This window comes from Sulfobacillus thermosulfidooxidans DSM 9293, from assembly GCF_900176145.1.
GTDB lineage: Bacteria > Bacillota > Sulfobacillia > Sulfobacillales > Sulfobacillaceae > Sulfobacillus > Sulfobacillus thermosulfidooxidans.
Genome location: NZ_FWWY01000001.1, coordinates 1,357,021 through 1,382,135 on the forward strand (window position 1 = coordinate 1,357,021; position 25,115 = coordinate 1,382,135).

Annotated in this window: 18 protein-coding genes and 1 pseudogene; 15 read left to right on the plus strand and 4 right to left on the minus strand. The window is 53.6% G+C overall.

Annotated elements, in window-relative coordinates; all coding sequences use genetic code 11:
* Window positions 1-236: 236 nt before the first annotated feature.
* The 11 genes from B8987_RS06970 (at window position 237) to B8987_RS07030 (ending at window position 13,586) form a co-directional block, all read left to right on the plus strand.
* Complete coding sequence (locus B8987_RS06970; RefSeq protein WP_084661893.1) at window positions 237-446, plus strand: hypothetical protein; 210 nt, start codon at window positions 237-239, stop codon at window positions 444-446.
* Window positions 447-524: 78 nt separating this feature from the next.
* Window positions 525-4,469: a beta strand repeat-containing protein gene (locus B8987_RS06975; RefSeq protein WP_084661096.1), complete on the plus strand. Its 3,945-nt coding sequence runs from the start codon at window positions 525-527 to the stop codon at window positions 4,467-4,469.
* A 158-nt stretch (window positions 4,470-4,627) separates the two neighbouring features.
* Window positions 4,628-5,854: a glycosyltransferase family 4 protein gene (locus B8987_RS06980; RefSeq protein ID WP_084661097.1), complete on the plus strand. Its 1,227-nt coding sequence runs from the start codon at window positions 4,628-4,630 to the stop codon at window positions 5,852-5,854.
* A gap of 76 nt (window positions 5,855-5,930) precedes the next feature.
* A complete protein-coding gene (locus tag B8987_RS19950) occupies window positions 5,931-6,053 on the plus strand; it encodes a transposase (protein WP_139793482.1) in 123 nt (40 codons plus the stop codon).
* Window positions 6,054-6,388: 335 nt separating this feature from the next.
* On the plus strand, window positions 6,389-6,697 hold the full coding sequence (locus B8987_RS06990) for a transposase (protein WP_076005813.1): 309 nt from the start codon (window positions 6,389-6,391) through the stop codon (window positions 6,695-6,697).
* A 218-nt stretch (window positions 6,698-6,915) separates the two neighbouring features.
* A complete protein-coding gene (locus tag B8987_RS20320; RefSeq protein WP_479725451.1) occupies window positions 6,916-7,416 on the plus strand; it encodes an IS3 family transposase in 501 nt (166 codons plus the stop codon).
* On the plus strand, window positions 7,403-7,639 hold the full coding sequence (locus B8987_RS20325; protein ID WP_479725450.1) for an integrase core domain-containing protein: 237 nt from the start codon (window positions 7,403-7,405) through the stop codon (window positions 7,637-7,639). The genes B8987_RS20320 and B8987_RS20325 overlap by 14 nt, the downstream gene beginning before the upstream one ends.
* A gap of 613 nt (window positions 7,640-8,252) precedes the next feature.
* Window positions 8,253-10,094 carry a glycosyltransferase gene (locus B8987_RS07015; RefSeq protein ID WP_084661100.1) on the plus strand — a complete coding sequence of 614 codons (1,842 nt, stop codon included), beginning with the start codon at window positions 8,253-8,255 and terminating at the stop codon, window positions 10,092-10,094.
* 141 nt (window positions 10,095-10,235) lie between these two features.
* Window positions 10,236-11,546, plus strand: a complete 1,311-nt coding sequence (locus B8987_RS07020) for a sulfotransferase family protein (protein WP_084661101.1) — start codon at window positions 10,236-10,238, stop codon at window positions 11,544-11,546.
* Window positions 11,547-12,158: 612 nt separating this feature from the next.
* Window positions 12,159-12,767: an adenylyl-sulfate kinase gene (gene cysC / locus B8987_RS07025; RefSeq protein WP_242940637.1), complete on the plus strand. Its 609-nt coding sequence runs from the start codon at window positions 12,159-12,161 to the stop codon at window positions 12,765-12,767.
* Window positions 12,768-12,833: 66 nt separating this feature from the next.
* The gene (locus B8987_RS07030; RefSeq protein ID WP_084661102.1) at window positions 12,834-13,586 is read left to right on the plus strand and encodes a sigma-70 family RNA polymerase sigma factor; all 753 of its coding nucleotides are present in this window, start codon (window positions 12,834-12,836) and stop codon (window positions 13,584-13,586) included.
* A 514-nt stretch (window positions 13,587-14,100) separates the two neighbouring features.
* Here the strand turns inward: B8987_RS07030 and B8987_RS07035 are convergent.
* The 3 genes and pseudogenes from B8987_RS07035 to B8987_RS07045 form a co-directional block, all read right to left on the minus strand.
* A pseudogene (locus B8987_RS07035) lies at window positions 14,101-15,363 on the minus strand (IS256 family transposase).
* A 96-nt stretch (window positions 15,364-15,459) separates the two neighbouring features.
* Window positions 15,460-15,891 carry an integrase core domain-containing protein gene (locus tag B8987_RS07040; RefSeq protein WP_084661103.1) on the minus strand — a complete coding sequence of 144 codons (432 nt, stop codon included), beginning with the start codon at window positions 15,889-15,891 and terminating at the stop codon, window positions 15,460-15,462.
* A 269-nt stretch (window positions 15,892-16,160) separates the two neighbouring features.
* Window positions 16,161-17,126, minus strand: coding sequence for a hypothetical protein (locus tag B8987_RS07045; RefSeq protein WP_139793484.1), 966 nt, complete (start codon window positions 17,124-17,126; stop codon window positions 16,161-16,163).
* Between the two features lie 750 nt (window positions 17,127-17,876).
* Here B8987_RS07045 and B8987_RS07055 point away from each other — a divergent pair.
* Together B8987_RS07055 and B8987_RS07060 are read left to right on the plus strand one after the other, a co-directional pair.
* Complete coding sequence (locus tag B8987_RS07055; protein WP_084661106.1) at window positions 17,877-18,164, plus strand: hypothetical protein; 288 nt, start codon at window positions 17,877-17,879, stop codon at window positions 18,162-18,164.
* A gap of 21 nt (window positions 18,165-18,185) precedes the next feature.
* Window positions 18,186-19,487, plus strand: coding sequence for a hypothetical protein (locus B8987_RS07060; RefSeq protein WP_084661107.1), 1,302 nt, complete (start codon window positions 18,186-18,188; stop codon window positions 19,485-19,487).
* 161 nt (window positions 19,488-19,648) lie between these two features.
* On the opposite strand, the gene B8987_RS07065 is transcribed toward B8987_RS07060, so the two are convergent.
* Complete coding sequence (locus B8987_RS07065; protein ID WP_084661108.1) at window positions 19,649-20,698, minus strand: hypothetical protein; 1,050 nt, start codon at window positions 20,696-20,698, stop codon at window positions 19,649-19,651.
* 203 nt (window positions 20,699-20,901) lie between these two features.
* On the opposite strand from B8987_RS07065, the gene B8987_RS07070 reads away from it, so the two are divergent.
* Together B8987_RS07070 and B8987_RS07075 are read left to right on the plus strand one after the other, a co-directional pair.
* Window positions 20,902-23,010, plus strand: coding sequence for a glycosyltransferase (locus B8987_RS07070; RefSeq protein ID WP_176213177.1), 2,109 nt, complete (start codon window positions 20,902-20,904; stop codon window positions 23,008-23,010).
* Window positions 23,011-23,156: 146 nt separating this feature from the next.
* Window positions 23,157-24,008 (plus strand): hypothetical protein, encoded by an 852-nt coding sequence (locus tag B8987_RS07075; protein WP_084661110.1) that lies wholly within the window; start codon window positions 23,157-23,159, stop codon window positions 24,006-24,008.
* The last annotated feature ends 1,107 nt before the right edge of the window (window positions 24,009-25,115 follow it).

The following is a 25,115-nucleotide window of genomic DNA, read 5'->3' on the forward strand; positions in this document are numbered from 1 at the left end:
ATATCATTCCTCCATCGGGATATTTCTCCTTTTTTCGAGAAAAATCTCCCAATGAAAAGAGGATTTTCCAAACTGACCACGAATTGATTGGTAGAAAGGTTGAAACCACCCACAATGTATCGGTGAATGGAATGGTTCGCCTTTCGGGTAGGCAGGAGAAGACGAGCCTCGCGTCTAAAAAAGCAACCATATTCAGGGAATTCCTGAAAGTTGCAGGAGGTGAGAGGTGGTACGTTGTGGCCAATTTTTATGGACGGTCCCGCGCCTACGTATCATTCCAAGTCCGCCTTACACCTGAGCTTAAAGAACGGCTTTTACGTCGGTCTTACGAGACCGGACAAAGCCAAGTGGCTATAGTCAACGCGGCTCTGGAGTATTATCTCGATAACGTGGCCGGGATTATGCCCGGAACGAAGCAAGAACCTCCGGGTAATCCGGAAGGATGACACAGAAATTTAACAACAAAAAGCTTTTCATGCAAGTGAATTTCAATGCAGGACTCATTTTGAGGAGGTTTTTCAACCTTGGCTAAAAATATTGCGAAAAAAGCCAGTGGAGTCGCTCTTGGCTCGTCTATGTTTTTGTTGTCCATGTTGCCAACGGCGAGTGCCTTTGCAGCTAGCGCTCCCGCTGTGGTAAGCGTAAGTTTAAGCTCCGAACAAGGCACCGTGGCGGTCGGCAATCCCGTATCATTTACTGCAACTGCAACACAAACTGGAAGTGGTACTCCGCTTTACCAGTTCTGGTATCAAGGTCCTCACGGCAACTGGCATGGAACCAACTGGAGCACTAACAATACCTTCCAGTTACCCCCTTTGGAGCAAGGAAGCTATGAGGTTGTTGTCTACGCCAAAGATAAAGGGCAAAGCGTTCCGGTCGACTCTGAAGCCACCAACACTAATCAGTTCGTGAACGTGGACTCCAGTGCTACCTTAACCGCCCCGAGTCTTACCAATGTGGCTCCGGGAACAACCTTAAACTTCACAGCTAGTTCTAAAAACTTAACCAACCCGGTTTACCAGCTCTGGATTCAAAAACCTGACGGCACATGGTTCTCAAGCGGTCCTTACCAGTCCTCACCAGACTTCTCCGTAACTGCAGATGTTGCGGGTGATTACAAAGCTGTTTTGTTTGCTAAAGACCTTAATGCGCCTCAAGACGCTCAATTTTCAGAGTTCTCCAAAGCCACATTTGACGCCTTCGGTCAAGCGGCGGCGGTGAAACTCTCGGCAGCTTCGTCCAGCCTCGTGGCCGACGGCCAAGCGACCGACACCATCACCGCGACGGTTGTGGATGCGAACGGGAACCCGGTCGCGAACTACAACGGGACCATTTCTTTCCAAGGAACGGGAAATGGTAAAGACGCCAACCACAACTACACCCCTTACGTGACCACGTCAAGCGGCGCCTATATCGAGGGTGGCAGCGTCGACACCTCGACGAACGTGGAGACCTTTAATGTGGTCAACGGCAAAGCGACCTTGACCGTTGTGGCGCCCACGAGTATAACGGGAACCAGTGACAGCATCCAAGTGAACTGGACCGACCCCAATGGCAGCACCCAGAACGCCTCCACCACTGTACACTACAGTACTGCTCAGGCCCAGGCCTTCAAGCTGAGCACGCCATCGAGCCTTTTGTCGGCGGGCGGCTCGATTACCGTCCCGATCCAAGTTCTTGACCAAGCGGGCAATCCTGTCACGTTGAACCAAGACTACACGGTGACAGCGACGGTCACGGGGGACGCGTACTTCCCGGGAAACACGCAATCGCAAACGTTCACCTTTGCGGGGGGGCAGGGGTCTGTTACATTGGATGCGCCCAGTTACGCCTCCGGACCGGTGACCCTGTCGGTGTCGGGATCGATATCTGGCGGCGCGACCTTAAATAGCGCGGCCACTACCTTGACGGTAGGCGAACCGGGTACTGCGGCGAAGTTAGCCGTGAACTTGCCGAGCAACAATCCGTACCTCATCAACGGCCAAATCAGTGCGGATAACACGAGTCAAACCGTGGATCTCAGCGGAACGGTTGAGGATGCTAACGGCTTTACCACCACGAAGAGCGCCCCAAGTAGCGTGAAGTACACCATCACCATGGGTGGATCGACGGTGACCACCGGGACGGTTCCCGTGACGAACGGAACGTTTGTGGTGCCCTTTGGCGGGAGTACGACCACGTTTGGCACGGCGGGCACCTACACCGTGACGGTCTCTGCGTCGGGATTAGCGAGTGCCTCGCAAAATGTGATCGTGGTCCCGGGGCAAGCCGCCGCGCTGACGATTACGCCCTCGGTGGCGACCTCCGATGTGTTGGCGTCGAATCCGACGACGACGGTGACGGCTCAATTGCAGGACGCGGAAGGTAACAATGTCGCGCAAGCGGGACAGACCGTCGACTTTTATGTGACCGGACCGAGTGGAAGCCAACTGAATGGCGGCACGACCTATACCTCCGCGTCGACGCCGCTCGCGGTGACGACCAACGGAAACGGGCAAGCGTCGGTGACTTTGACGCTGCCAACGGGCGTGGGCAATACGGCCACTGTAACCGCGATGTGGAACGGCCATTCGCAGACCACCGGGACCATTAAGGAAGTGGGATTGGCCACGACCAATGTGAGCGTGACCCCGGGTCAAACCACCGCGTATCCGGCGGGGACCGCGGCTGGGAATGCGACCACCCCGATGTTCACCATTAAGGCGACGGATAATTACGGCGATTTGGCTAACGGCGATGTGCTCCGCGTGACCCTGCCGCAAGGACTCTTTGGCGGCGCAGACGTGGCGAGTAACTTCGTCGGCGGTACGGCAACCCCGGTTGCGGGTAGCAACAACCTCGAATATGATGTCACCACGGCGGGGCAGCCGATCACATTCTATGGCGCGACCCCACAAACCGTCGGGAATTACACGATTAAGGTGCAAGACCTGAGTGCGCCGACGCAACCGTCCGGCGTGGCTAACGTGGCGGTGACGGCCGGAGCGCTCCAAGGCTTCGCGTTGTTCAGCAATGGAACGGATCTCGCGCAAAGCGGTGCAACCGCGGTGTCGGTTCCGAGTGATTCGACCATGTCATTTACCGTGTCACCCGTGGATGCCGGGGGCAATATTATCCCGGCCGATGCTGCGTACGTGGTCACATTGCCCACGATTAATGGCATCACCTGGGAGAACACCGCCGGAATCCCCATTACGAGCGTCACTATCGCGGCCGGACAAACGAGTGCGACCGTGGTGGCAGCCAATAGTGCGGCCAGTGCGGTGACTGTGGGACCCTCTAATGCGACCGTGACGGGAGCCCCAGATACCACCTCGGTGAAGGTGACGGGCACCACGACGTTGGGGACCGGATCCTCCACAGTCTTCACGGTGACGACGGTGAACAGTAGCGGGCAAGCACTGCCCAATGAAACGGTGTACTTGTCGGTGCCGACCAGTGAGGGAACCCTCAGTGCTGCGCAAGTCGTCACCAATAGTCAGGGGCAAGCGAGCTTCACGTATACGGCCCCGGCCTCGGTCGGGACGTATCCGATAACCGTCCGGGTGGGCGGCGGCACAGCGGACGTGAGTGGATTAGCGTCGACGACGACCGAGAATGTCAGCGTGGATCCGTCCGGGCTGGGCACCATTACGTTGGATCCCACCGGAGCCTCAGCCGCTGGGTATAGCACGACGGTCGGGTATTGGTTAAATGGAGAATTTGCGAATGCCACGACATCGCCGTTGCACGCGGTAGACTTTACCGCGCTGAATGCGAACGGCACTCCCGTGGCGGGGGGCACCGTGACCGTGAACGCCGCGTCCGGGGTCGAGGTGGCGAGTACCGAAGGGGGCACCCCCGGTTCGACCGCGACGATTACCGTGAATTCATCGGGTGTCGGGACCGTGTATGTCGAAAACACGAGTACCTCGGGGGCCATTCCCACCGGGACGGTAAGCACGCCGGGTTCCGTGGCCTCGGGCACCACGCTCTTTAGCGTCGCGGGCGTGAGTGGCGCGTTAGCCGCGGCGACACCCACGACGGTGACGACGCTGGCCAACTTTGCACCGGGCACGCTCGTAAGCAGCGGGAGCATCTCAGCGACAAGTGGGGCGACCCTTGCGTTTGGGAGTGGTCTACAGCCTGCGTCGACCTCTGGCACCACGAATTACTTCAACTTCCAAGTGGCGGAATATGAGCCCGGGACGACCGATCTCGCAGATGTTCAAGTGGCTATTCCCTCTGGAGGCACGGCGGTGGGGTCTCTAACCGTGTCCGGAAGTACCATCACCCTTTATAACACATCAGGAAGCGTTATCACCCAAGGGTCGGCAACGGCTAGTGCGTCCTTCGAGAATGGCACAACGGCGTTTTCTGCCACCAAAGGGTACATCTTCTCCATCGGGGAAGCGGATTCGAATGCAACGGCCGCACCCGCGCAACCGGTCACGTACACGAATGACGGATACAGTCGGGCGGGGTCGTAAGGCTCTGCAGCCATTGATCTGGCGGATCCGGCCTTGGAGGCGTGCCCAGTGATGAGGCGGTAGCCAAGCGCCGTCGGCTGGATCTGCAACGTGACTACCGTTAAAGAAGGAGGGAGGGGAACCCCTCCCTCTTTTATTAACAGATTGAGGTGAGACTTGTGCGGATTTTGATTTGGTCGGATGCGGGGGCCAATACGGGCTATGGAACGGTGACGGCGAATTTGGCGGCACGGTGGACACGTCACGGCGCGCAATTGGCGGCGTTAGCCAGCAACTATTTGGGCGATCCGTGGGCCGGGCCCATCGCGTTGTATCCCGCCACCAAGTACGATCGCGCTGACGTGTTTGGCGTGCGCCGATTGCCCGAATTACTGAAAAAGCTCACACCCGACGTGTTATTTATTTTGCAGGATCTGTACACCGTGGCGGAGGGATTGAAGGTGTTGCAGGGACAGTTCCCGGTCCCGACAGTGATTTATGCTCCGGTGGATGGGACGCACTTGCCCCACGAGTGGCTCGAGGCGGTGCGGGCGGCGCATGCGGTGGTGGCGATGTCGCACCATGGGGCCCGGGTGTTGAAGGACGAGGCGGGACTCAAGGTGCCGGTGTTGTGGCATGGAGTCGAACACGAGGTGGTGTATCCCGCCTCCCCTGAACGTCCTATCTATGTGGACCAACCGGGGACGAAACGGGCCTTAACGTCGAAAGCGGCGTGTAAAGAGATATTGGGCCTGACCAACCGCTTTGTGATCGCGGCCGTGAACCGCAACAGCATTCGAAAAAACTTTTACGACACGGTCCGGGTCTTTGATCGCTTCCGCCGCCGTCATCCGGAGGCGTTTTTGCTGATTCATGCCATGCCGCGGGATGAGGGGGGCGACTTACCCGTGTTGCTGCACCGGTATGATCTGACCGATCGCCATGCTCAGATTCACAATCCGGGGGATACGTTTGTGGGTTCCGACAAAGCGTGGTTGACGCTCATTTATAATGCAGCGGATGTGAAAGTGTCGACGTCCATGGCGGAGGGCTTCGGCCTCACGGATGCCGAAGCGTTAGCGTGTGGCACGCCCGTGGTGGCGCAGGATTATAGTGCGACGACGGAGGTTGTGGGGCCGGGGGGCCTTCTGGTTCCCGTCCAGCGGCATTTTACCACGGCGCGAATGGTCGATTTTGCATTGCCGGATCTCGATGCGATGGATGCGGCTCTTGAGACGTTGTATCAGGATCCCGCCCAGCGGGAGATGCTGCAAGCCCGGGCAATTCGGCATGCACAACAATTTAATTGGGATCAGACGGCCCAAGGTTTTTGGGAGCTGTTTCAAGCAGTGACCGACGCGATGAACGGGAACAAGCGGGTGACCGATAGCGACTCGACGCGGTAACGACAAAGCGTTTGCCGATACGCGCTGAGAAGATTCGATACAATGGGACCAATAATTCTCCATCGAGGTGAAAACGATGGCCAATCGATATGATCGGGCATTGAAAGCACCGGCGGTTCAGCTCGTGTTGACCCAACAAAAAAGTGGCGCGCAAGTGGCGCGTGAACTGGGCATTCCCCGTAAGACCTTGTATGTCTGAGTCGCCGCGTATTAAGCCGACCCGGTGGAACCCTTTGTGGGTAGTGGGGATAGGAAAGCGGAAGACCAAGCCCTGCGCGATGTGCAGCGGCACCTGAGGGATCTCGTAGAGGCAAATGCGATTCGAAAAAAATCGATGCACCTCGTCACCAATGGTCGGAAGTCAACGTTCAGTTCATGGATGAACACCGCTTCCCCTTCTCGAACACGCAAAGGGGCCAACTATTAAGCCCCCAAATGCTTCTAGACATCTCCTACGCAAAGCGATACGATCCCATACAGTTATCGCTGCGGAAAATTCTGACATCATTTTCATCATGAAAGGATGTGAACCCCATGGGAGAGTCGAAAACCATCACCCCAGAATTGAAAGCCCAGTGCATCCAAGAAGCGCTGGATATCCGGAATGCGGCGGCTGTCGCCCGCCGGCATGGATTATCGGTTCGTCTCGTACAAAAATGGGTGCAAACGGCCACAAAACACGGGACACCCGAAGAAGCGCGTGCCTTAAAGAAAGCTTTACAGCAAGCCACCACGGAAAATCATCAGTTGAAACAATTATTAGGGGAGAAAGATTTAGAGATTGCGATATTGCATGATCTCCTAAAAAAAGCCCCCCGGGCCTCTCTGACCGATGTGAAGTAGCCCATCGGTGGATCCAGCAGGGATACCCGCCTACCCGCGTTTGTCAGTTGGCGGGAGTGGCCCGGGCCACGTATTACGCATGGCGCGCTCGAAGACAGCGTCCGGCGTCCTGGACGCCGAAACGCGGGGGAGGTCGACCCCGGCGGGGCTATGTGTGGACGGCAAACGACACCAAAGTGGCGGAAGGGCAGGTCCTGGAATGGCTCAGCGAGTTTATCATGGCGGGAGACGGTCAGGCTTATGGATATCGGAAGTTGACGACATGGCTCCGACGAGAACACGGATTGATCATCAACAAAAAGACGGTCTATCGTCTCTTGCGATCGGCCGATCTCTTACAAGGACAACCCTTGCGGCCCTCCGGCAACCGACCGCCCCGTGTTCTGGCCGCCAATCGGGTGGTGACGGGCCCCAATCAACTCTGGGAAATGGATCTGAAATACGGATACATTGCGGGAGAAGATCGGTTTTTTTATCTCTGCAGTGTCATCGATGTCTTTGATCGATGCATTCTGGCGTATCATCTCGGATCTCACTGGTCCCGCTGTTCAAGCCTTAGGCGCCTTGGAAGGCGCCGTGCGAGCTCGCCAAGCCGACTGGGGTCCCCACGTTCCGGTGATTCGCACCGACAACGGGCCCCAATTTGTGGCTCAGCGATGGGCCACAGGGTGTCAGGTCTTAGGGATAACTCACGAACGCATTCCGGTGGCGACTCCTAACAAGAATGCCCACATCGAATCCTGGCACAGTCTGCTCGAAGGAGAATGTTGGCGGAATCAGGTCTTTCAGACTTTGGCAGAGGCGTATACGGTGACTGCCGAGTGGATCCGTTTTTACAATGAACGCCGCATGCATGGGAGTTTGCACGATTGGGCTCCTGCCGTGTACTATGCGCAGTGCCAAACCGGCACTGCGCCCACGATTCACCCGGTGCGGTGTTAAGAAGCCAGCCCGAGACGGGCTCGTCGCTTCGCTCTTGACCGCGGTTTTTGCCCGGGGGCCGAGGGGGTCCAGAGCGCTGCGGAGCAGCGGCCTCGCGGACTCTGGACGTCCGGCCCGCCGGGCGGTATCCTCGACGCGGCGAGCGAAGCGGAGGAATGTCCCCTGACTGGATTGGTATTTTTCACCATAGCATCGATATCCCGTGAAATATCATGCGAACAGGACTAGTGTCTAGAAATTGGGGGTTAAACCGCCAAATCCTCACCGTTCGCGAAGCGGGTCTTAGGCGTGGCACCATCGTTCCCTCCGTATCCGGGCACAAGCCCGGGTTTGGCGGGGCGAACGGATTCGGACGGTGTTTGCCGCGTCCAGCGAACGGTCTGGCAGCCCCAAAATCCCGCCGTGTTACGGCGGGAGGGAGAATGCATCAGCCAAAAAACGGTGGCGCGGGTGATGCACGACCATCGGCTGCGGTCCCGCGCGGCTGTCCGTCACGAAATCTGCCGCTTAGAAACCCCTGACAGATCGGGGCTCGGCAGAACCGATTTTCCAGGCCAGTTGATGCTACCGGCGGTGCCTATCGTCAGAAACTATTTTTCACAGGAGGAATACCATGTCGTTTAACCCTCTCGCGTATGACGGAATATGGATGTGGCCCGCGCGACGCACGAATTCCACATCATGGCATGAACATATTCCATTAGCGTTTACACTGGGTACTTTGCTTCGACCCCACGTATTCGTGGAATTGGGAACTAATAAGGGCGATTCTTATTTTGCGTTTTGTCAGGCAGTTGAACGATTTCACGATTCTACGCGTTGTTATGCGGTTGACACCTGGTCGGACGACGGCCACACGGGAGGGGATAACGTCTTCTATGAGGTGCGATGGTATAACGAGGCGCATTATAGCTCCTTTTCTACGCTACTACGTATGACATTTGATGAAGCCTTAGGGTGCTTTGATAATGGCCAAATTGATCTATTACATATTTACGGACCTGACACGTACGATGAGGCGCGACATCATTTCGACGCGTGGATGCCAAAGATGAGTGGTCGCGGCGTTGTGTTGTTGCATGGCATTGCGGCTGAATCTGGGGATGGTGGTATCAGGAAACTATGGGAAGAAATTAAAATGCAGTTTCCCTCGTTCCAGTTTTCCCATAGTTCCGGTTTGGGAATTGTGGCCGTCGGTCCGGAGATTCCCGCGATCGTGGCAACGTGGGTCCACGCTAATGACGAAGAGGCTTCTCGGATACGACGATTCTATACTTATCTTGGAGAAGCGGTAACTCACCGAGCGAAGCCGTTGTGTTCCATTGTGATTCCGCAATATGGCCACGCCGAGCTCACTATTCAATGTATTCAATCTCTTCAACAGACACTCTTATCTCGGTATAATTACGAAATTATCGTCGTCGACGATGGGTCTGAGGATGAATCCGCTACGAAAATCAAAGCCGTATTTGGGGAAACTGTGCGGGTGGTAGAATACGAGCCTAATTTGGGCTTTGCCTCGGCATGTAACCGAGGCGCATCGGCCACGTCTGGTACCTATCTCGTGTTTTTGAATAACGATACCATTACTCAGCAGGACTGGTTGGGCCCGATGCTACGAGCCATTCAGGATCCCCAAAACGGCCTTATAGGAGCCAAATTGATTCGCCTTAACGGCAGTGTGCAGCATGCTGGGGTTTGGTTTCATCAAACCGAATGGGGTCCCTTAACGGCTCTGGAACGACAGGGAAATAGTCCGCAGGCACCGGAACTGATGCAATCCTGTGCGGTCCCAGCAGTAACGGGAGCATGCGTTCTGGTACGCCGGGACGATTTTTTCGCGGTCAGCGGATTCGACGAGACCTATCCTAATGATTTAGAGGACACTGACCTGTGTCTGAAGATCGCGCAGAAAGGATTACGCATATGGTATGAAGCCTCTGCCGAAATCATCCATATTGAAACGGCGACTCGAGGACGAACCTCGGATCGTTATCCAGTATCCTCAGGAATATTTTATCGAAAATGGCTCAGCAATGGTTTTTTTAACTTGAAATTAGCGGATCCGCGTGAACCCTCGGGCGGTGACCGACCTACTAATTACATTGTGTGGGCCAAACAAAATCGTCCCCGAGCATGGCAGGCCATTCAGACTATCGCGGGACTATGGACCTTACAGGACCGATTAGTGCTAATCGACGGAGGATCAACGGATGGCACACGGGAACTCATGGAAAACATTGCGCGGAATAATCCTGCAATTGTGCGGATGTTCTCTTCCCCAACATTTTCTTCGGCGCCAGAGATGCTGAGTTGGGTATTTCACAATGTGGATCTACTGGCCCATGATTCAATTGTTTGGGTACCCCAGTCAGGAATTGGAAACGTTGAGGAATGGAAACAGCAAATTATGCGGTGGCGACAAATGTCGGGAACCCCGGTCCTTTATTTGTGATACATTCTTGGAACGGATTCACGAATTAGGCATGATGTCGAAAATTCCCATGCGACGGTCTAGAAAGTCCAGACAGCGTTCGTGGTGCCGCATTTCACGGGCCGACACGATGAGCAACCAACCGAAAGGGGTGGGCAGCGTATGATTCCAAATATTCGCCGAGCAATCGTCGTGCTTGGCATGCATCGCAGCGGCACGAGTGTCATTGCCGCAGGTTTGAGGGTGTTGGGGGTTGACTGGGGCCGGGATGATGAATTCCTTCCTCTAGCGACTGACAATCCCAAAGGGCATTTTGAGTGGGCGGACGTGGTCTATTGGCATGAGGTGCTGTTGGCGGTGTTGGGACGGCGTTGGAACGACTGGGCAGCGCTCCCTCCAGAATGGCTCGACCAACCGTCTGTGCAGGCTGTGGCAGAGACCATGACCGCTCTCGTGCGGCAACGATTCGGGGAACACACCCTTTGGGGATTTAAGGACCCCCGAACCTGTCTCTTCGTCCCGTTATGGGAACGAATTTTTTCCCGCCTGGATGTGGTGCCTAATTACGTGGTGGTAATTCGCCATCCCTTAAGCGTCGCATACTCCCTCCAGCGACGGGACGGAATGACGCTCGCAGAGGGATTACAGCTCTGGATGCGGTATGTCATGGACAGCTTGCAAAGTACGCACGGTGCGCGTCGCGTTATCGTCGATTACGATGACTGGCTCGCCGATCCGATTGGAATATTGGAGCGCGTTGCCCGTATGCTAGACCTGGCGTGGCCGCCCGATCCACGGCTAGTATCAACGTATTGTAACGAGTTTGTCGATGAAAATCTTCGGCATGACAAGCGATCGTGGACCGACATGGCATCGTCGCCGGACGTGCCACCCTATGTGGCGACAACTTATGCAACTTTGGTTCAGGCGAGTCGGGTGTACGAGAACGATAGCCACCTCGCGGACCGCTTGCGCCCCGCTCGCGTGCAATGGCAATCGGATGCCGGATGGGTCTATGCCGGGCTCCAGCACGTGGGGCGCCAGCTGCCGACGGTGCCACTGGCGTATCTTGAAGTCAGCAGCACTGGCACAGCACTTCTGGCGAGGACCTTGTTGGTACCACATCATTTCAAGGACGGGCTGTGGTCTGCCGCGATACGTTACACGACGATGTTTCCGGTACGGCAAATCCGGTTAATCCTGCCGCCAGGCACGGGCGTTCTCCATCGCCTGCAACTGACCGTGGAGGGATCGCATCCCAACGCGACCCCTGCAGTCCTGCAAGTTGCTGGGGTGGTGCCGCTGACCAGGAATCGTTGGGGAAAGTTGACAGACCCTGCGTGGTTGCAGTGGACTGATTTGAAGGCGGATGGAAACAGCACGATCCACATTAATTATCTGTGGGAACCGGCATCTGCTGAAGGCGTTGTGCATGCGGTCCACGATTGGTTACAGGATCGCCATGGCAACTAGTTCACTGCGCGCACGGAATGATTTTTCCACGCAGAGTTGGATATGGGTTTTTCAGCACAGCCAAACAAAAAGATATGTCGTCCAGTTCAACCACCGAGGTGGGAGGAAAACCCGGAAGAGAACGGGTCTAACAAAAAAACCAATCCCATCGCTATGCACAACATTCATCCAGGGTGGCACACCGTGCCGAGATTCCTTGAATGCGTGCGCCATCTTCATTAAAAGCTCAATATTAAAAGAATCTATTGCATCTGATAGAGCCTCCCGATGAGGCCGGAAGGCTCGCCTAGAAAGTGACTGTACTTAGAGGTGTGTTCCAAGTTCCCGCCATAACACCCGGTAAGTTCCGAAATTTGGTCCACACATAAGTACTGCCGGACCGCATGCCCGCATGCAGAAAAATCGGTCGACGCATCGTTCTCCCCTCTCTATCGACATGAGGACCGACCCATGGCGTCGTCGCCCGGGAACAGGTTACGTCTCCAGTATAACATACGGCCCCCGGTTCACGAACGGTGTCGAAAAATGGTGGACGGTGTGCGGCCCGTTTGGTATCATACAAGGAAACGCGCGGACGCGGTTCGCAGATTTTCAGACCGAAGGGGGGATGGCATGTTCACCGCCACTACACCGCGTCCCTTTGTGGTATGGTTTACGGGCTTGTCGGGCGGCGGCAAGTCGACCTTAGCGCACGGGCTCTCGCAGCGACTGCAGGCTCGTGGGCTGGCTCACACGGTGTTAGATGGGGACGTCTTACGCACCGGATTGTGTGCAGATTTAGGTTTTTCGGTGGCGGACCGCCACGAAAATATCCGGCGGGCGGGCCACGTGGCGAAAATTCTCGTCGATGCCGGGCTCATCGTGCTGGCGGCCTTCATTACCCCGTTAGAAGGGGACCGACGCATGGTGCGGGAGCTTTTTGCCCCCGGGCAATTTGTGGAAGTCCATGTGGATTGTCCCTTGGCGGTGTGCCAGCGCCGGGATCCCAAATTGCTCTACCAAAAAGCTCGTGCCGGGTTGGTGCCGGCGATGACGGGCCTCGCCTCCCCGTACGAACGACCGAAACAGCCCGAATTACGCATTCCCACGGATCAGTGGGATGTGGAGACCAGTGTGGCGTATCTCTGGGAATTTGTGGCTACCCGCTATGCGATCGGCACGACCCCTTCGCCCGCGAGGAATTCGGAGGGGCGCGATGGTGTCAGCACCCCGAGACGTTGAGGGAGCTCCGATTGCGGTGGGCAGTAACCCGCTGGGCGCAATGGCGTGAGCAGTGAGGAGGTCGGTATGAGCGATCACGTCTCGGGAGACCACAGGGCGCGGTCATTCCCGGCGCTGGACCCTGCGTGGGATGGTGGGCCGTCGCCACAACCACCAGAGGATCCGGACGAGGGAACATGGCACCAGTGGATAGCCCGTGCGCAAGCAGGGGAAGAGGCCGTGTGGGACCAGATTTTTGCGGCAACCGATGAGTTAGTTCACCGCATGCTGCGCGCTTATTATTGGCCGGGTCTCGACACCGACGCGGAGGATGGGAAGCAAATCGCGCGCATCGGCGTGTGGCAAGCGGTGATGCAGTATCAGCCAGACCGTCAGGTGCCAGTACGTGCCTGGCTGCGGTGGGTCATTCAGCGGCGGCTCGCCGATGCGGTGCGCCAGGCCACCCGGCACAAACAGGTGTTTTACCGCCACGCCCTGCGGCTGGATAGTCCGTGGACGAAAACGGAGACCCAATCAGCGAAAGTGACGGGGCACCAGCGATTGCCAGCCGACGCGCTCGCTGATCCCCAGCAATGGGCAGATCAGATGGAGGAACGGAATCACTGGTACGCAAGCATGCAACGGTTGACCGCGTGGGAGTGGCAGGTCGTTTGGGATATCGCTGACGGGTTATCCTATCGTGAGATCGCCCGCCGCCGTGGGCGACCCGTTAAGGCCGTGGACAACGCGTTGCAACGCGCCCGGCGCAAACTCCGGCGGCACTGGACGCACGCGAGACCCACCTCACCTCAACGCCCCCTCCAAGACGACAACCCATAAATAACGGAACCTCGTCGAATGATGATCGATTCCCCCTGCGGATTCAGCCTCGGTGTTACGCTTATCCTCAATGAATCGGTTGCCAGAAAAATGACTGGCCATGGCGTAACACCCCACAATTCATACATAATGGCCTAAAGCACTGGTCCTTGCGCGGTTTAACCCCCAATATCTAGACAATGGTCCTGTTCGCATGATATTTCGCACCATACCGATGTTATGGTGGAAATTGACAATCCATTCGGTGGACCTTCCTCGCTTCACGCCGCCTCGAGGATACCGCCCGGATGGCCGGGCGGCCAGAGTTCGTCTGGCTGCTGCTCCGCAACGCTTCGGACCCCTCGGCCCCCATGCAAAACCTGCGGTCAAGAGCGAAGCGACGGGCCCGTCTCGGGTTGCCTACTTAATACCCCACCGGGTGAATCGTTGGCGCGGTGCCCGTTTGGCACTGTTCATAGTACACGAGGTTGTCCCAAGCTTCGTGGAATTTCGCTAGCGCATCCTTTCTCGTGATTTATCCGATTTGCTCGGTTTTTTGTTCCGGCGTTTTGGAACACGTGGCTTTTAAGGCCGTTTGCAACACGGGAATCTCGCGATAGCCGGGGATCCGCGTCAACGTGTCTTCGATAAAAAAGCTCGCCGACGCCATCCACCGTAAGACTTGTTGCCCATTGGTCCAATGTTTGACATTTTGCGCATGAGTCCGCAATTGACTGTTGATGGATTCCAGGGCATTGGTGTTCGCCAACGTTTGGCGCAAGAGGCCCGGAAGGCCCAATCGATGGACAGTTAAGGTTTCGTTGAGTCCTTCCCGAAGGCTTCCGGCGGCACCGGGATGGTCCCGTTCCAGCTCTTTCGCGAGTGCTTCTAATGCCTGTGCGGCTGTGTCCGCATCCGGTTCTTGATACGCTTTCCGTAAGCGCTGGCGGATCCGATTTTCGGCCGATTTCGGCAGGTGGTCGAGCACATTCCGTTGCTTGTGAATTTGGCAGCGTTGGATGAGGACTTGGTCTCCCTAGACGTCGTGCACGGCTTTGGCTAAGGCCTTGGCGCCATCGATAACCACGAGTAATCCCTGCGCGGCCGTCAGGCCGCGGGTGATGAGATCTGGCAATAAGGCCATGACCACGGTATGATTTTCTGTCGCCCCTTCGACCAATCCCAAGACGCGTTTGTGACCGTCCGCATCAATCCCTAAGGCGCCTACCACCAGATGGTCCGCTACACGCAAACCATCGATCATCACCACCCACGTCCGGTCATCCAATCGGCGCTGGAGGAAGCGGTCGAGAGCCTGTTGGGTGGCTTGGATAAAGCGGCGGCTCACCGTGCTTTTGCTGGGGCCTGGCTGCTCCATCGCGGCTTCAAAGGCTGCATCGGCATGGCGCTGTTGGCGGCTCGCTAAGCCATACAGCATGCGTTCCAGTACGGCTTGTGTCGCCAGCGTCGGGTCCTGAAATGGATGGTAGGTGTCTAACGGAATTTCCTCCGAGCCATCAGCGGCCCGCACCCGGGGGTGTGGAACGGAGATTTTGCGATCCCCCAAAAAGACACTGCCGACTTCGGTCCCGTGTCGGACCGCTTGGCGTTGCGGATCATGACGGCCTTTAGGTCCTGCCAACTGCTCCACCTCGGCCGCCATCATCTGTTGCAAAACCTGCAATCCGACCCGGATCGACAGCGCCAATAATCCGTCTTCGGCATCCTGGAGGATGTCCACCCACGGCACCGTCACCGACTGTTCGGGAAGCGATTTTTTCTTTATACTGGTAGTCACTAGCGATTCCTCCTCAAGATGGGTTCAGACCTCTCTAGTAAACCAGAGAGCCATCAGGATCGCTAGTTTCAATTTCTACGAAAAATGGGGCATTCTCTAGTACACGGCAGAAGCCCAATCCTGCAACCGTCCATGCATGCGGCGCTCATTATAAAAGCGGATCCACTCCGCGGTCACCGTATACGCCTCAGCCAAGGTCTGAAAGACCTGATTCCGCAAACATTCCGCTTCCCGCCGACTGTGCCAGGATTCGATGTGCGCGTTCTTAGTGGGAGTGGCCACGGGAATGTGTTCATGCATGATGCCTAATGCCTGACACCCAGCGGTCCATGTCTGGGCGAGAAATTGGGACCCGTTGTCGGTGTCACCCCAGTCGCCTTGACGGGATCGCATGGCGCCTTGCAAGGTGCCTAAGGCTTGAACGGAGGGACCAGTGAGACCCGAGGTGATAAGCCGGGATGGATCGATCAGAGACATCGATGACACTACAGAGATAAAAAAACCGATCTTCTCCCGCAAGGTATCCATATTTCAGATCCATCTCCCCGAGGAGCATGTTTACTAATCCCCAATTGGTTATTAAAAGCACACCTCTGTTCTGTTAGGGTACTCAGCGGCAAATAGCTATTTTGATCGCGTAGAGGAAAGAAGTCGCCCAACTTCTTATCCATAAACAAGGAGTTCATTCAGAACCTGCGTATGTTTCGGCTAGTACCTAAGAAAAGACGTCGAACTGAACGAGGTAGTTTTCCATAGCTAATGTGGGAGCAAAAGAACTTGAATCGCTTGTTGTGTTGTCACTGTATTATTCGTCCATGTCGTGATGATTTTGAGGTGCTGATAGAGAGCGGCAAACTGACCTTGTTCTTGGGCTGACACATGCCGCTGAAGTCCGACACCAGAACCGGATAAAATGGCCGACAAGTAACTGGAGTCGCCCCCTCGCCGGTGGCTGAAGCTCCGGTTTGAATCGCCGCGCGTTCCTCTTCATATCCAGGAGCTGAGCCCCCCGTAATAGCCTGGACCGCATTGTATCCCATATTTCCGATAACTTGGCTCGTATTCTTGCCAATGGTTACGGGTTCCGTCGTGATTACAGGCAAAGTCCAAACTGATAATAATGGGGAAGAGATGCGGATGACATGGGTGGCAAGCAAATACGGAAATCCGTTATTCATAGTGGGTGACAAATGCCATACCGACGTGAAATTCCATCCGGAAAGGGTTGATTCACTGGTTAAATTAGTCGATGCGGTAATACCGGACGCTGAGTTAAAACCCACGGCGTGGGACGTGCCCGATAGGACCGGATCAAAATAGACGCTTGAGACCATGGGACTGCTGTATGAGTCATAGAGTCCCAAGATGGCTCCTGCGTAACCGCCACTCACCTTACCCACGGCATATCCCGTCACGAGCGTGCCGCCCTCTAAATCGCCAATAAGTCCGCCTCTATACTCACTACCTGAATTGCTCACAGTTCCTGTGGCATAGACATTTTGCACGGTGCCTGAATTTTGATTACCCACGAGTCCGCCGATGTTGGCGTCATTTCCGGTTACTGTTGCCGTGGAATCACTATCCGTGATGGAACCACCAGCATTAGTTCCCACCTGACCTCCATCTGAAGCTGCACCGCTAACCGTACCAGCTGTACTCACCCCAATGACGGAACCTTCCAATCGACCCGCTAAGATTCCGGCGTCAACACTCGAGTAGCCAGTGACTGATACCGAACCAGAAATCGGAACATATTCAATCACCGCGGAACTCCCAATGACCCCAAAAAATTCGCTATCTTCTACAGAACCCGTGACGCTTAGATCGCTAATGGCATAATTCTGTCCATTGAACATTCCGTTAAAAGGGGTATTTTTTGTGCCTAGTGGCTGTCAACTAATTCCAGAGAGATCGATAGAAGCCGTGAGTTCGATTTTGGCTGTTAAGTATTGTGAGGGATTTTCACCTCCGTAAAGGAGCTCGGCCGGCGAAGAAATTTGAACCCAGCCATTCACCAAGGGTGGCGGCGTTGGCTGATAGCGAATACGGTTCCTACACCTTTGGTGAGACCAATAATGAAGCGCCAACGAATGCTGTGAATATTTTCTTAACCATGAACGACAATGGCTCCCCAATGAGATTCCCAACCTGGTGTATCGGTGGACTAAAAAACACTGGGGATTACAAGGGATCAACTGTTGGTCTTATAGTCTTATCGGTCCCTATTGGGATATGTTTGGTTCCCATCATAAGGGTGGGGCAAAGGCCCGGCAATGGCCGAACACAAGTCGAGACCGGCTTTGAGACCAACAATGAGACCTTGTCTCTACCGTAGTCTCCCTGTTATTGAGAATGAAAAATGCCTAGAGATGAGGCATGGTCTTTAGCACCAAGTCCACTAACCAAACGCGCAGACCCATAAGGACTTGTCCAAGACGATAATGCGCGTATCGTTTATGATGAGGACTAATAGTCTTATTCATCACTGTTTAAGGTTTTTTCGGAGGACGCTGGTGACAAGAAGGTCTTGGGTTGTTAAAAATATCACATTGGCTAGTATTCTTTTGATCCTGTGGATGTTGTCGGAATTTATGGCCAGACGGCAGTACCATCCTTTTCGTGATGATTGGTTCACCCTAGGGTTTCCAAATTTTTGGGCCGGGGGCAACCGCTGGCAATTCTATTTGGATCATCACTTAGATGCCTACCGCCCTCTGTCGTTTTTGATAGATATTGAACTCTGGTCAAGATTTTGGCCGCATGAAGTGGTCGTTGCTTTTTTCTTCTTTTATCGCTGTTAGCGACTGCACTGATCTGGCGATTTGTCCTCCGAGAAGATATGGGGCTACCCATTTTGGATATTTGTCCTTGCGCTGTTATGGTGGCCGTTAACGGATGAAGGACAATATTGGATTACGGCTGCTACGGGCATTGTGTTGGGACTCTTCATGTTGGGGCTCGGTTTGACTACCCTCAAATTTTTTGCGCGAAAAAAGCATTCTGTCGTTGTGTGGATATTGGCCTTCTTGACCTTTTTGGCAGCGGATTTATGTTATGAACAATATTGGTTTAGTCAATTTGTGCTAGTGTTCATCATAGCGTGGCATTACCGCAAGGCCTTTTGGCCGGTTGTTTTAAGTCCGGCATCGGCTTTATTGTTAACGGCAGCATGGTATGAACGGCATGTCCCTGGCATGGTCGCGAATGGCAAAGAAGCGAATCATAGCCTTGGGGCCGTACTCCATTCGTTTCAGGCGATTGTCCCTCAAATCCAATATATTTGGACCACTGAACAATTTTCGGCATGGCGTGAGGGATTAAGATGGTCACATGTCCCAGCGATGTGGCTCGTCGTGGTAATAATATTGAGCCTCATATTTTCCCTTTTTGTGGTTTCGTGGAATTATACAAAACCTCATGAGATAGGGGAGATGAGCGTTCATCCTCTAGCTTTAGCGGGGGCCGGGATAATTTGGATTGTGCTTAGCTATATGCCGTGGCTCTTCACGCATTATGTCTGGGTGGCGGACAGGTCGGTCACTGTTGCGGCTATTGGCATTGGTCTCTTGGCCGAAGCTCTTCTGGTCATCCTGAGACCATTTAATGTTCATAGGATCGGCCGGATGATGTCCATGGTGGGGCTGAGTGCATTTCTGGTGACGGTGATTGTCTTGCGAGGTCAAGATATTGCCGCCTATGATGCGGCAAATGCCTTTAGTGCCCAAATCGGGCAGGTTGTTCTCAAAACGCTTCAGCAGCACCAGGTGACAAAAGGAGTTATCGTCGTCAAAAATTCTACGTGGACATTTGCACCCTGGACCTATACATACCATGATCATATTACCACCGTGTGGAATGCCAAATTGGGCACGCACTATATGTTAGAGGACTTATCGCAAGGACATGCTCACTACCACGTCGTGCCGTTATGGCCAGGTGATCTTGTGACGTCGGTCACAATCCCTAAGGCCACCGCCGTGATTTTGACGACCAAGATGCCGTCGTCCGCCTTAATTGCTCAACTTGGCGTAAGGCACGGGGTGGTGATTCAATACCGTGATGTCTTTCCACAGCCTCATATTGTCAGAACCGAGTGGTTTTCTCTAATGCCGGAGCATCATTAAGCATGATTCAAAACCATAACACATGCGCCATTTTGACAGAAGAGGACAGGCCCTTATCAGGACACGCCTGTCCTCTTCGTTGTTGTGAAGAAGAAAATATTAATAGAAAGAAATGGGGGGATCAATCGCTATGTGGCACAATCGCCCTATGACATGAGCTGTTAGTTATGGACGGTAATGGTTGATTCAGGGCTCGCCACTTCGAGACTGGAGCGTTGGGTTGAGGTTTCATTTAAAGGGGCATTTAAGGGTCTGGCATAGACAACCACATGCCAAGGACCAGGCACCGTCGCCGGAATCACAAAGGTATTTGTCGCCTTGTACTCTCCACTGCTTTGCCAGCCGTTGGTGGGTGATTCAAACCAAAATTGATAAAGGGGATTGGTAATGCCCGTGGCATTTGCGGTTAACGTAATATTGTTACCTACAGCCACCTCGTTGGCAAAACTTAATGAGACAAAACTGTTGGCGCTGATCGGATTCACGGGGTTCTCGGCATTGCCGCCAATATCAATCACACTGGTATCCGATTTGGCCTCATAGATGGCTTGTTGATCCGCATTCTCATTGTGGGGTGCACTAAATTCCCGAGCATAGACCAAGACCGACAGGAAGCCATTTCGGGGCGGGGTGATCGTATACGAATTGGCGAAACTAAAGGGTCCACTCGAATGCCACTGCCCACCTTGCATGGCCCACCAGAATTGGTAGACGGGTTCTTTAAACCCAGTGGGTTCTGCCGTCACCGTAAAATTGATGCCGGAAATGGCTGTAGTTGGAGCAACTAAAGCCACGGACTGTCCCGCGGCATTTTGATAACCGGCATTGTTTCCAATGGGGCGTGCTACCCAACTCACGGCCAAAGGCATACTGTCTTTGGTAAGGACCGCCACGAACTTATCAGTTTGCGGAGAATGATGGATAATTGTTGTGCTCACCGTGGTGCCTGAGGTGACCTGATTGAGAATTTGTCCGGTGGTGGCATTCATGATGGCTAAGGATTCCCCTGTCGATAACGGGGTATTGGTGGCGGCCATCAAAGTCACACTTTGTCCGGTGCGGGCCTGGGGAGTGGTCGCATAAAGTGCTACGGGTTTCGTGGTAGCTGCTTGGGTGGTGGCTAAGGTGCGATGGGGAATGGCCGCTGTCAGTGTGACTAATCCAAAAGCCGCAATAGCCGAAAACCATATAGATCGTGTATTCATCATCATTGGAACATTAATCCCTCACTTTGCAAAAGAACATCCTCTCTTCCCATAATTCTCGTCATCATAAGTAATGTCCTGCCGATCTTTCCAAGATTTTGATGAAAAGGGCCACATATTGTCTCAATGGGAGCGGTTCAGGTATACTCGTTGAGTATAAAATTACTGTTGGACGTTATGTGACTATACGTGATTAAAGGATGCCTTGCATGAAACACATCGTGATTACGAGCCGTGAATTAGCTGGATATAATCTATCAGGAGGGATTGGCGTCTATGTAGACCATCACGCAGCCTCTTTGAGCAGCCAAGGATATCATGTCACGGTCCTGACAGCCGCCAAGTTTCTCGAAGACCGTGACGAAATTGCTCCACCGCCCGAACGCCCGTACCAGATCATCCCGCTTCGGGCTGTCGAGGGATTTCGCACCGCTGAACATAATTTTTCGTATGCCGTTTATGTGACACTCAAAGAACTCCAAAAGACCCAGCCTTTTGATATCGTAGAGTTTCCCGATTACAATGGGGAAGGGTACTTTTGCATTAAAGCTAAGCGGTTATTAGGCGAATTTGGCCAGGTTATTCTGTGGGTCCATGGGCACATGACTCTTCACCTGTGTGACACCTTAAATGAGGAACCACCGTCATTATACCGGCAAGCGATTTATAATATGGAGCAGTATTGCTTACGCTATGCCGACGTGGTCAGTGTACCCAGCCAAGATTTAGCGGCCGTTTATGGGCAAGACGTTCCCCGGGATTATTATACGATGCGCCATCCCATCCCGGCCTTTACCCATCCCCTCTTAGATCAAAAAGGGCCTAATTCTTCTCAGGACACTTCTGCTGTTCGGGTGCTATATGTGGGCCGTTTAGAACACCGCAAAGGCGTTGATTTGCTGGTTGAGGCCATAATTCGACAATTAGACCGGGGACAAAACGTGTCGCTACGCTTAGTTGGGGGGGATACGTGGTGGAAAGAGGGATCGTACCGGTCTTATCTTTTATCCTTAATTCCCCCCCACCACCAGCAGGCCTTTGAATTTATGGGTCCGGTAACCCGGGAAAATCTTCAACGCGAGTACCTAAACGCGGATATTGTGGTTTTTCCTAGCCGTTTTGAAAATTGGCCTAATGTCTGTCTTGAGGCCATGTCCTTTGGCAAGCCCATTATTGCCAGCCGTTTTGGCGGCATGCGAGAAATGTTAGACGGGGGCGCGGGCTGGTTGATTGATCCCTTTGATGCGGACGCGTTTGATGAGGCCTTGACTGAACTCATCGCCCATCCCGAGAAACGCAAAATCTTCGGCGAACAGGCCCGGAGCGCGCTGCACAGAATGGCGCAAGCACCCACCGAACTCCCGACATGGTTTATCAATGAGCCAAAACTCGAGAACAGCATCTCCCAAGACGAACCCCTCGTTAGTATTATTGTCCCTTGTTATAACGCGAGTGAGACCATAGAGGAGACTCTTGAGAGCTTATTACACCAGGACTATCCCCACATCGAGATTATTCTGGTCGATGATGGGTCCACAGAACCCGGCTTTGCTGCTCTCTTAGACCGCTTAGGACAAGCCCATAATCAGGTTCGCGTCTTTCATAAGACTAATAGTGGGCTCCCCGGGGCCCGCAATTACGGGGCGAAACGAGCGCAGGGTGAATATTTGGCCTTTTGTGATGCGGATGATCTGCTGGCTCCCATGACCATACGGCACAGTGTACAGGCCTTGATGCGGCATCAAGACCTCTCCTTGGTCTATCCTATTATTCATTATTTTGAGGGAGCCCAAGGCTTTTGGGGACCCCAAGATCTCTATGCACCTACGTTATTGGCGGAGAATCAAGCCCATGCCGGCATCGTGATTCGCCGGGACCGGTTTTTTGCCCATGGGGGCTATGACGAATCCTTCCGCTATGGGTGGGAAGATTGGGAACTATTATTACGGCTGGCAAAATCGGGGGATCACGGTGAAGTGCTGCCTTACCCCCATTACCAGTACCGGGTTCGTCCGAATTCGATGGTGCGGACGACCTCAGCCCAGAACCGGCACCGTATTCAGAAGCAAATGTGGACCAAACATCAAGAGCTTTTAGGATTGCCAGCCTATTATGTGCTGGATAAAGAGGTCTTGCAGGGGAACTCGGCCCAAGGAGGATCCACGGAAAGTCACCGCGAATGGTTAAGGCGCATCATATTAGACTCCAAAGGCATGCGCCTCGTTATTACCGTATCGCGTATTGTTCCGGGATTTATCCGGCGCCCAGTGAGACGGTGGTTAAAACAGGTGGTTTTACGGCGGTTTAATTTAAGTTAGTCAATCCTCATAATAATTATGAGCGAGATAAAAGTCAAAAGGCCCAGGGAAATTTTCTCTGGGTTGATTTACATATTTCGGTGACTATTTGCCAGAATAAAGCGTTGTGAATAGTATGATGGGACACATTGGGAAGGTGACGGAACATGTGGAAGCAAATGGGGCATTGGGGATTACCGGTGATTCTATCAAGTGGGCTATTAGCCCTACCATCTTTGGGGACCATTAATCTTAACATCTCGCCAGTGGCTACGCAAAATGTCACGGCGAAAGTCTATCAGTCCGTTCCCCGGTATCCTCATAGTGTGGCGGTGATAGCTCCCCCCATCTCTTCACCGTTTGCCGCCCCGCTCGTGCTGGGGGCGGAGAATCATCTCTCCAAGCTTTGGCAACTACCCACGTCTTATGACCACGCGGAAAATTGGTATATGCATGAGATGGAAAAAGAGGGATATCATCTCATAAGCCAGGCGATGTCGAGCCTGGCGCATAGTGAATCCTTAACCTACGGCCTGTTATTTGCTCAGGGACCGCAAGAGACCACGCAAGTAGCCATCAATTTTCTTCCCCTGAATGCTCATACGACCAATATGCAATATATCGTGGCCGAACTGCCAGTGCCTTCAAGACCTCAGAGCAGTCGCATGGCACCAGTTTCGGCGGTTCGCGAAATCACGGTGCACTACAGGGCATGGCGTTATGGGAGTCCTCTTCAGTCTTTTACGCTTAACAATCCTAAGACCATTGCCCCGGTTGTGGATTTGCTAAACCACCTGCCGGTATTGCCTCCCGAACTTTTTCACTGTGCGGCCGACTTTGGCCAGGGCGCCACCTTAATTGTGCACTTTCGCAACGGGAAACAGTGGGTCATTAGGGATAATGCGGCATGTGATAGTGTGCAGATACCTCATGCCCCGGCTTTGCAAGATGTGCATTCTTCGCTCTATCACTTGCTAGGCCAAGATGCGAAAAAATTCACCACGAAGGGGACGTTTTGAACAACTTGGGCACATCATGTGAAAATTTTGGGGATAAGTCTGTGGACAATTGTGGATATCTTTTGCTCCAACTGCAATTATTGTGAAGAAATACAAGTCGATGGGGAATAGTTCGTATAGTAGGGACCAGTAAAATGTGATTCAAATCGTGGAGGTGGCGGACGTTAGCCAGCGTTTGCAGCGTAACCGTGAGGATAAAGGGCCGTTCAATGGTTGCCAATGACCATATCACAACAAATCGCGAATACCTACCCACCAATGAGTACCAGTTAGACCCACCCATGAACCAACCGGACATACTTCACAATACCCCAGGCATGATGAGGATTATGCTCCAAAACTGGTATAAAAAGCGTTGAACTCACTCGTACTTATGCCGTGACACGGTCATCTTCCGCGACTTTTGGCGGACCTTGTTGCCACAGTTGATGACTGGTCACCCGCTGATCCGCCTTAATCCTCATGCGCCACAGTTTGTGTCACGAATGACCACACCAAAGATGAATTTTAATAGACTTTTTTGTACCAAAACCGGTGAAGCCTCTGCGTACGTCGGTTTTTCCTCGAAACATCTTAGACGAATTCGTTTTCCAAGGCACGGAACGGTTATTGATCTCATCTCCCACTGTATACAGCAGCTGAGTCACATCCGCGTGAAACGCTTTCGGAAACCGGCTCAGCACGTTGCAGATTTTCCCCACCCTAAATGCGTATAACATCGGCCGTTGTATGGCTTAAGTAACGTCGATCCCGGCAGATATGACGGTTAAGGGCAGTTCCAAGTTCTACGGACCAGATCGCGTAAAAAGTCTTCCCATGCTTTATTACTGTCCGCATGACCCACGCTGAAACCGTCCTATTCAGACAAAATGGCTGCACCCGAATTTTTCCGACATCATTCTTTATCTCCCAAAAAAGGAAATAGGTAGGACTATGTAGAACAAGTTATTATATTGGCAAAAGGTGCTTGCACGGAACCAAAGAATTTAAATGTCAAGTAGACTTCATAATACGATGGAGAAGAACCAGGAGCATTCTTAAGTACCCAGTTATCCGTTTTGAAATTGATGTTTCCTGCGATTTCTCTTATTCGTAAGAGTAATGCCG

Excerpts from the sequence above, each read along its gene's own strand:
- B8987_RS19950 (WP_139793482.1), top strand. The coding sequence starts at position 5,931 with ATGGCCAATCGATATGATCGGGCATTGAAAGCACCGGCGGTTCAGCTC.
- B8987_RS06990 (WP_076005813.1), top strand. The coding sequence starts at position 6,389 with ATGGGAGAGTCGAAAACCATCACCCCAGAATTGAAAGCCCAGTGCATC.
- B8987_RS20320 (WP_479725451.1), top strand. The coding sequence starts at position 6,916 with ATGGCGGGAGACGGTCAGGCTTATGGATATCGGAAGTTGACGACATGG.
- B8987_RS07015 (WP_084661100.1), top strand. The coding sequence starts at position 8,253 with ATGTCGTTTAACCCTCTCGCGTATGACGGAATATGGATGTGGCCCGCG.
- B8987_RS07020 (WP_084661101.1), top strand. The coding sequence starts at position 10,236 with ATGATTCCAAATATTCGCCGAGCAATCGTCGTGCTTGGCATGCATCGC.
- cysC (WP_242940637.1), top strand. The coding sequence starts at position 12,159 with ATGTTCACCGCCACTACACCGCGTCCCTTTGTGGTATGGTTTACGGGC.
- B8987_RS07030 (WP_084661102.1), top strand. The coding sequence starts at position 12,834 with ATGAGCGATCACGTCTCGGGAGACCACAGGGCGCGGTCATTCCCGGCG.
- B8987_RS07040 (WP_084661103.1), bottom strand. The coding sequence starts at position 15,891 with ATGGATACCTTGCGGGAGAAGATCGGTTTTTTTATCTCTGTAGTGTCA.
- B8987_RS07065 (WP_084661108.1), bottom strand. The coding sequence starts at position 20,698 with ATGATGATGAATACACGATCTATATGGTTTTCGGCTATTGCGGCTTTT.
- B8987_RS07070 (WP_176213177.1), top strand. The coding sequence starts at position 20,902 with ATGAAACACATCGTGATTACGAGCCGTGAATTAGCTGGATATAATCTA.
- B8987_RS07075 (WP_084661110.1), top strand. The coding sequence starts at position 23,157 with ATGTGGAAGCAAATGGGGCATTGGGGATTACCGGTGATTCTATCAAGT.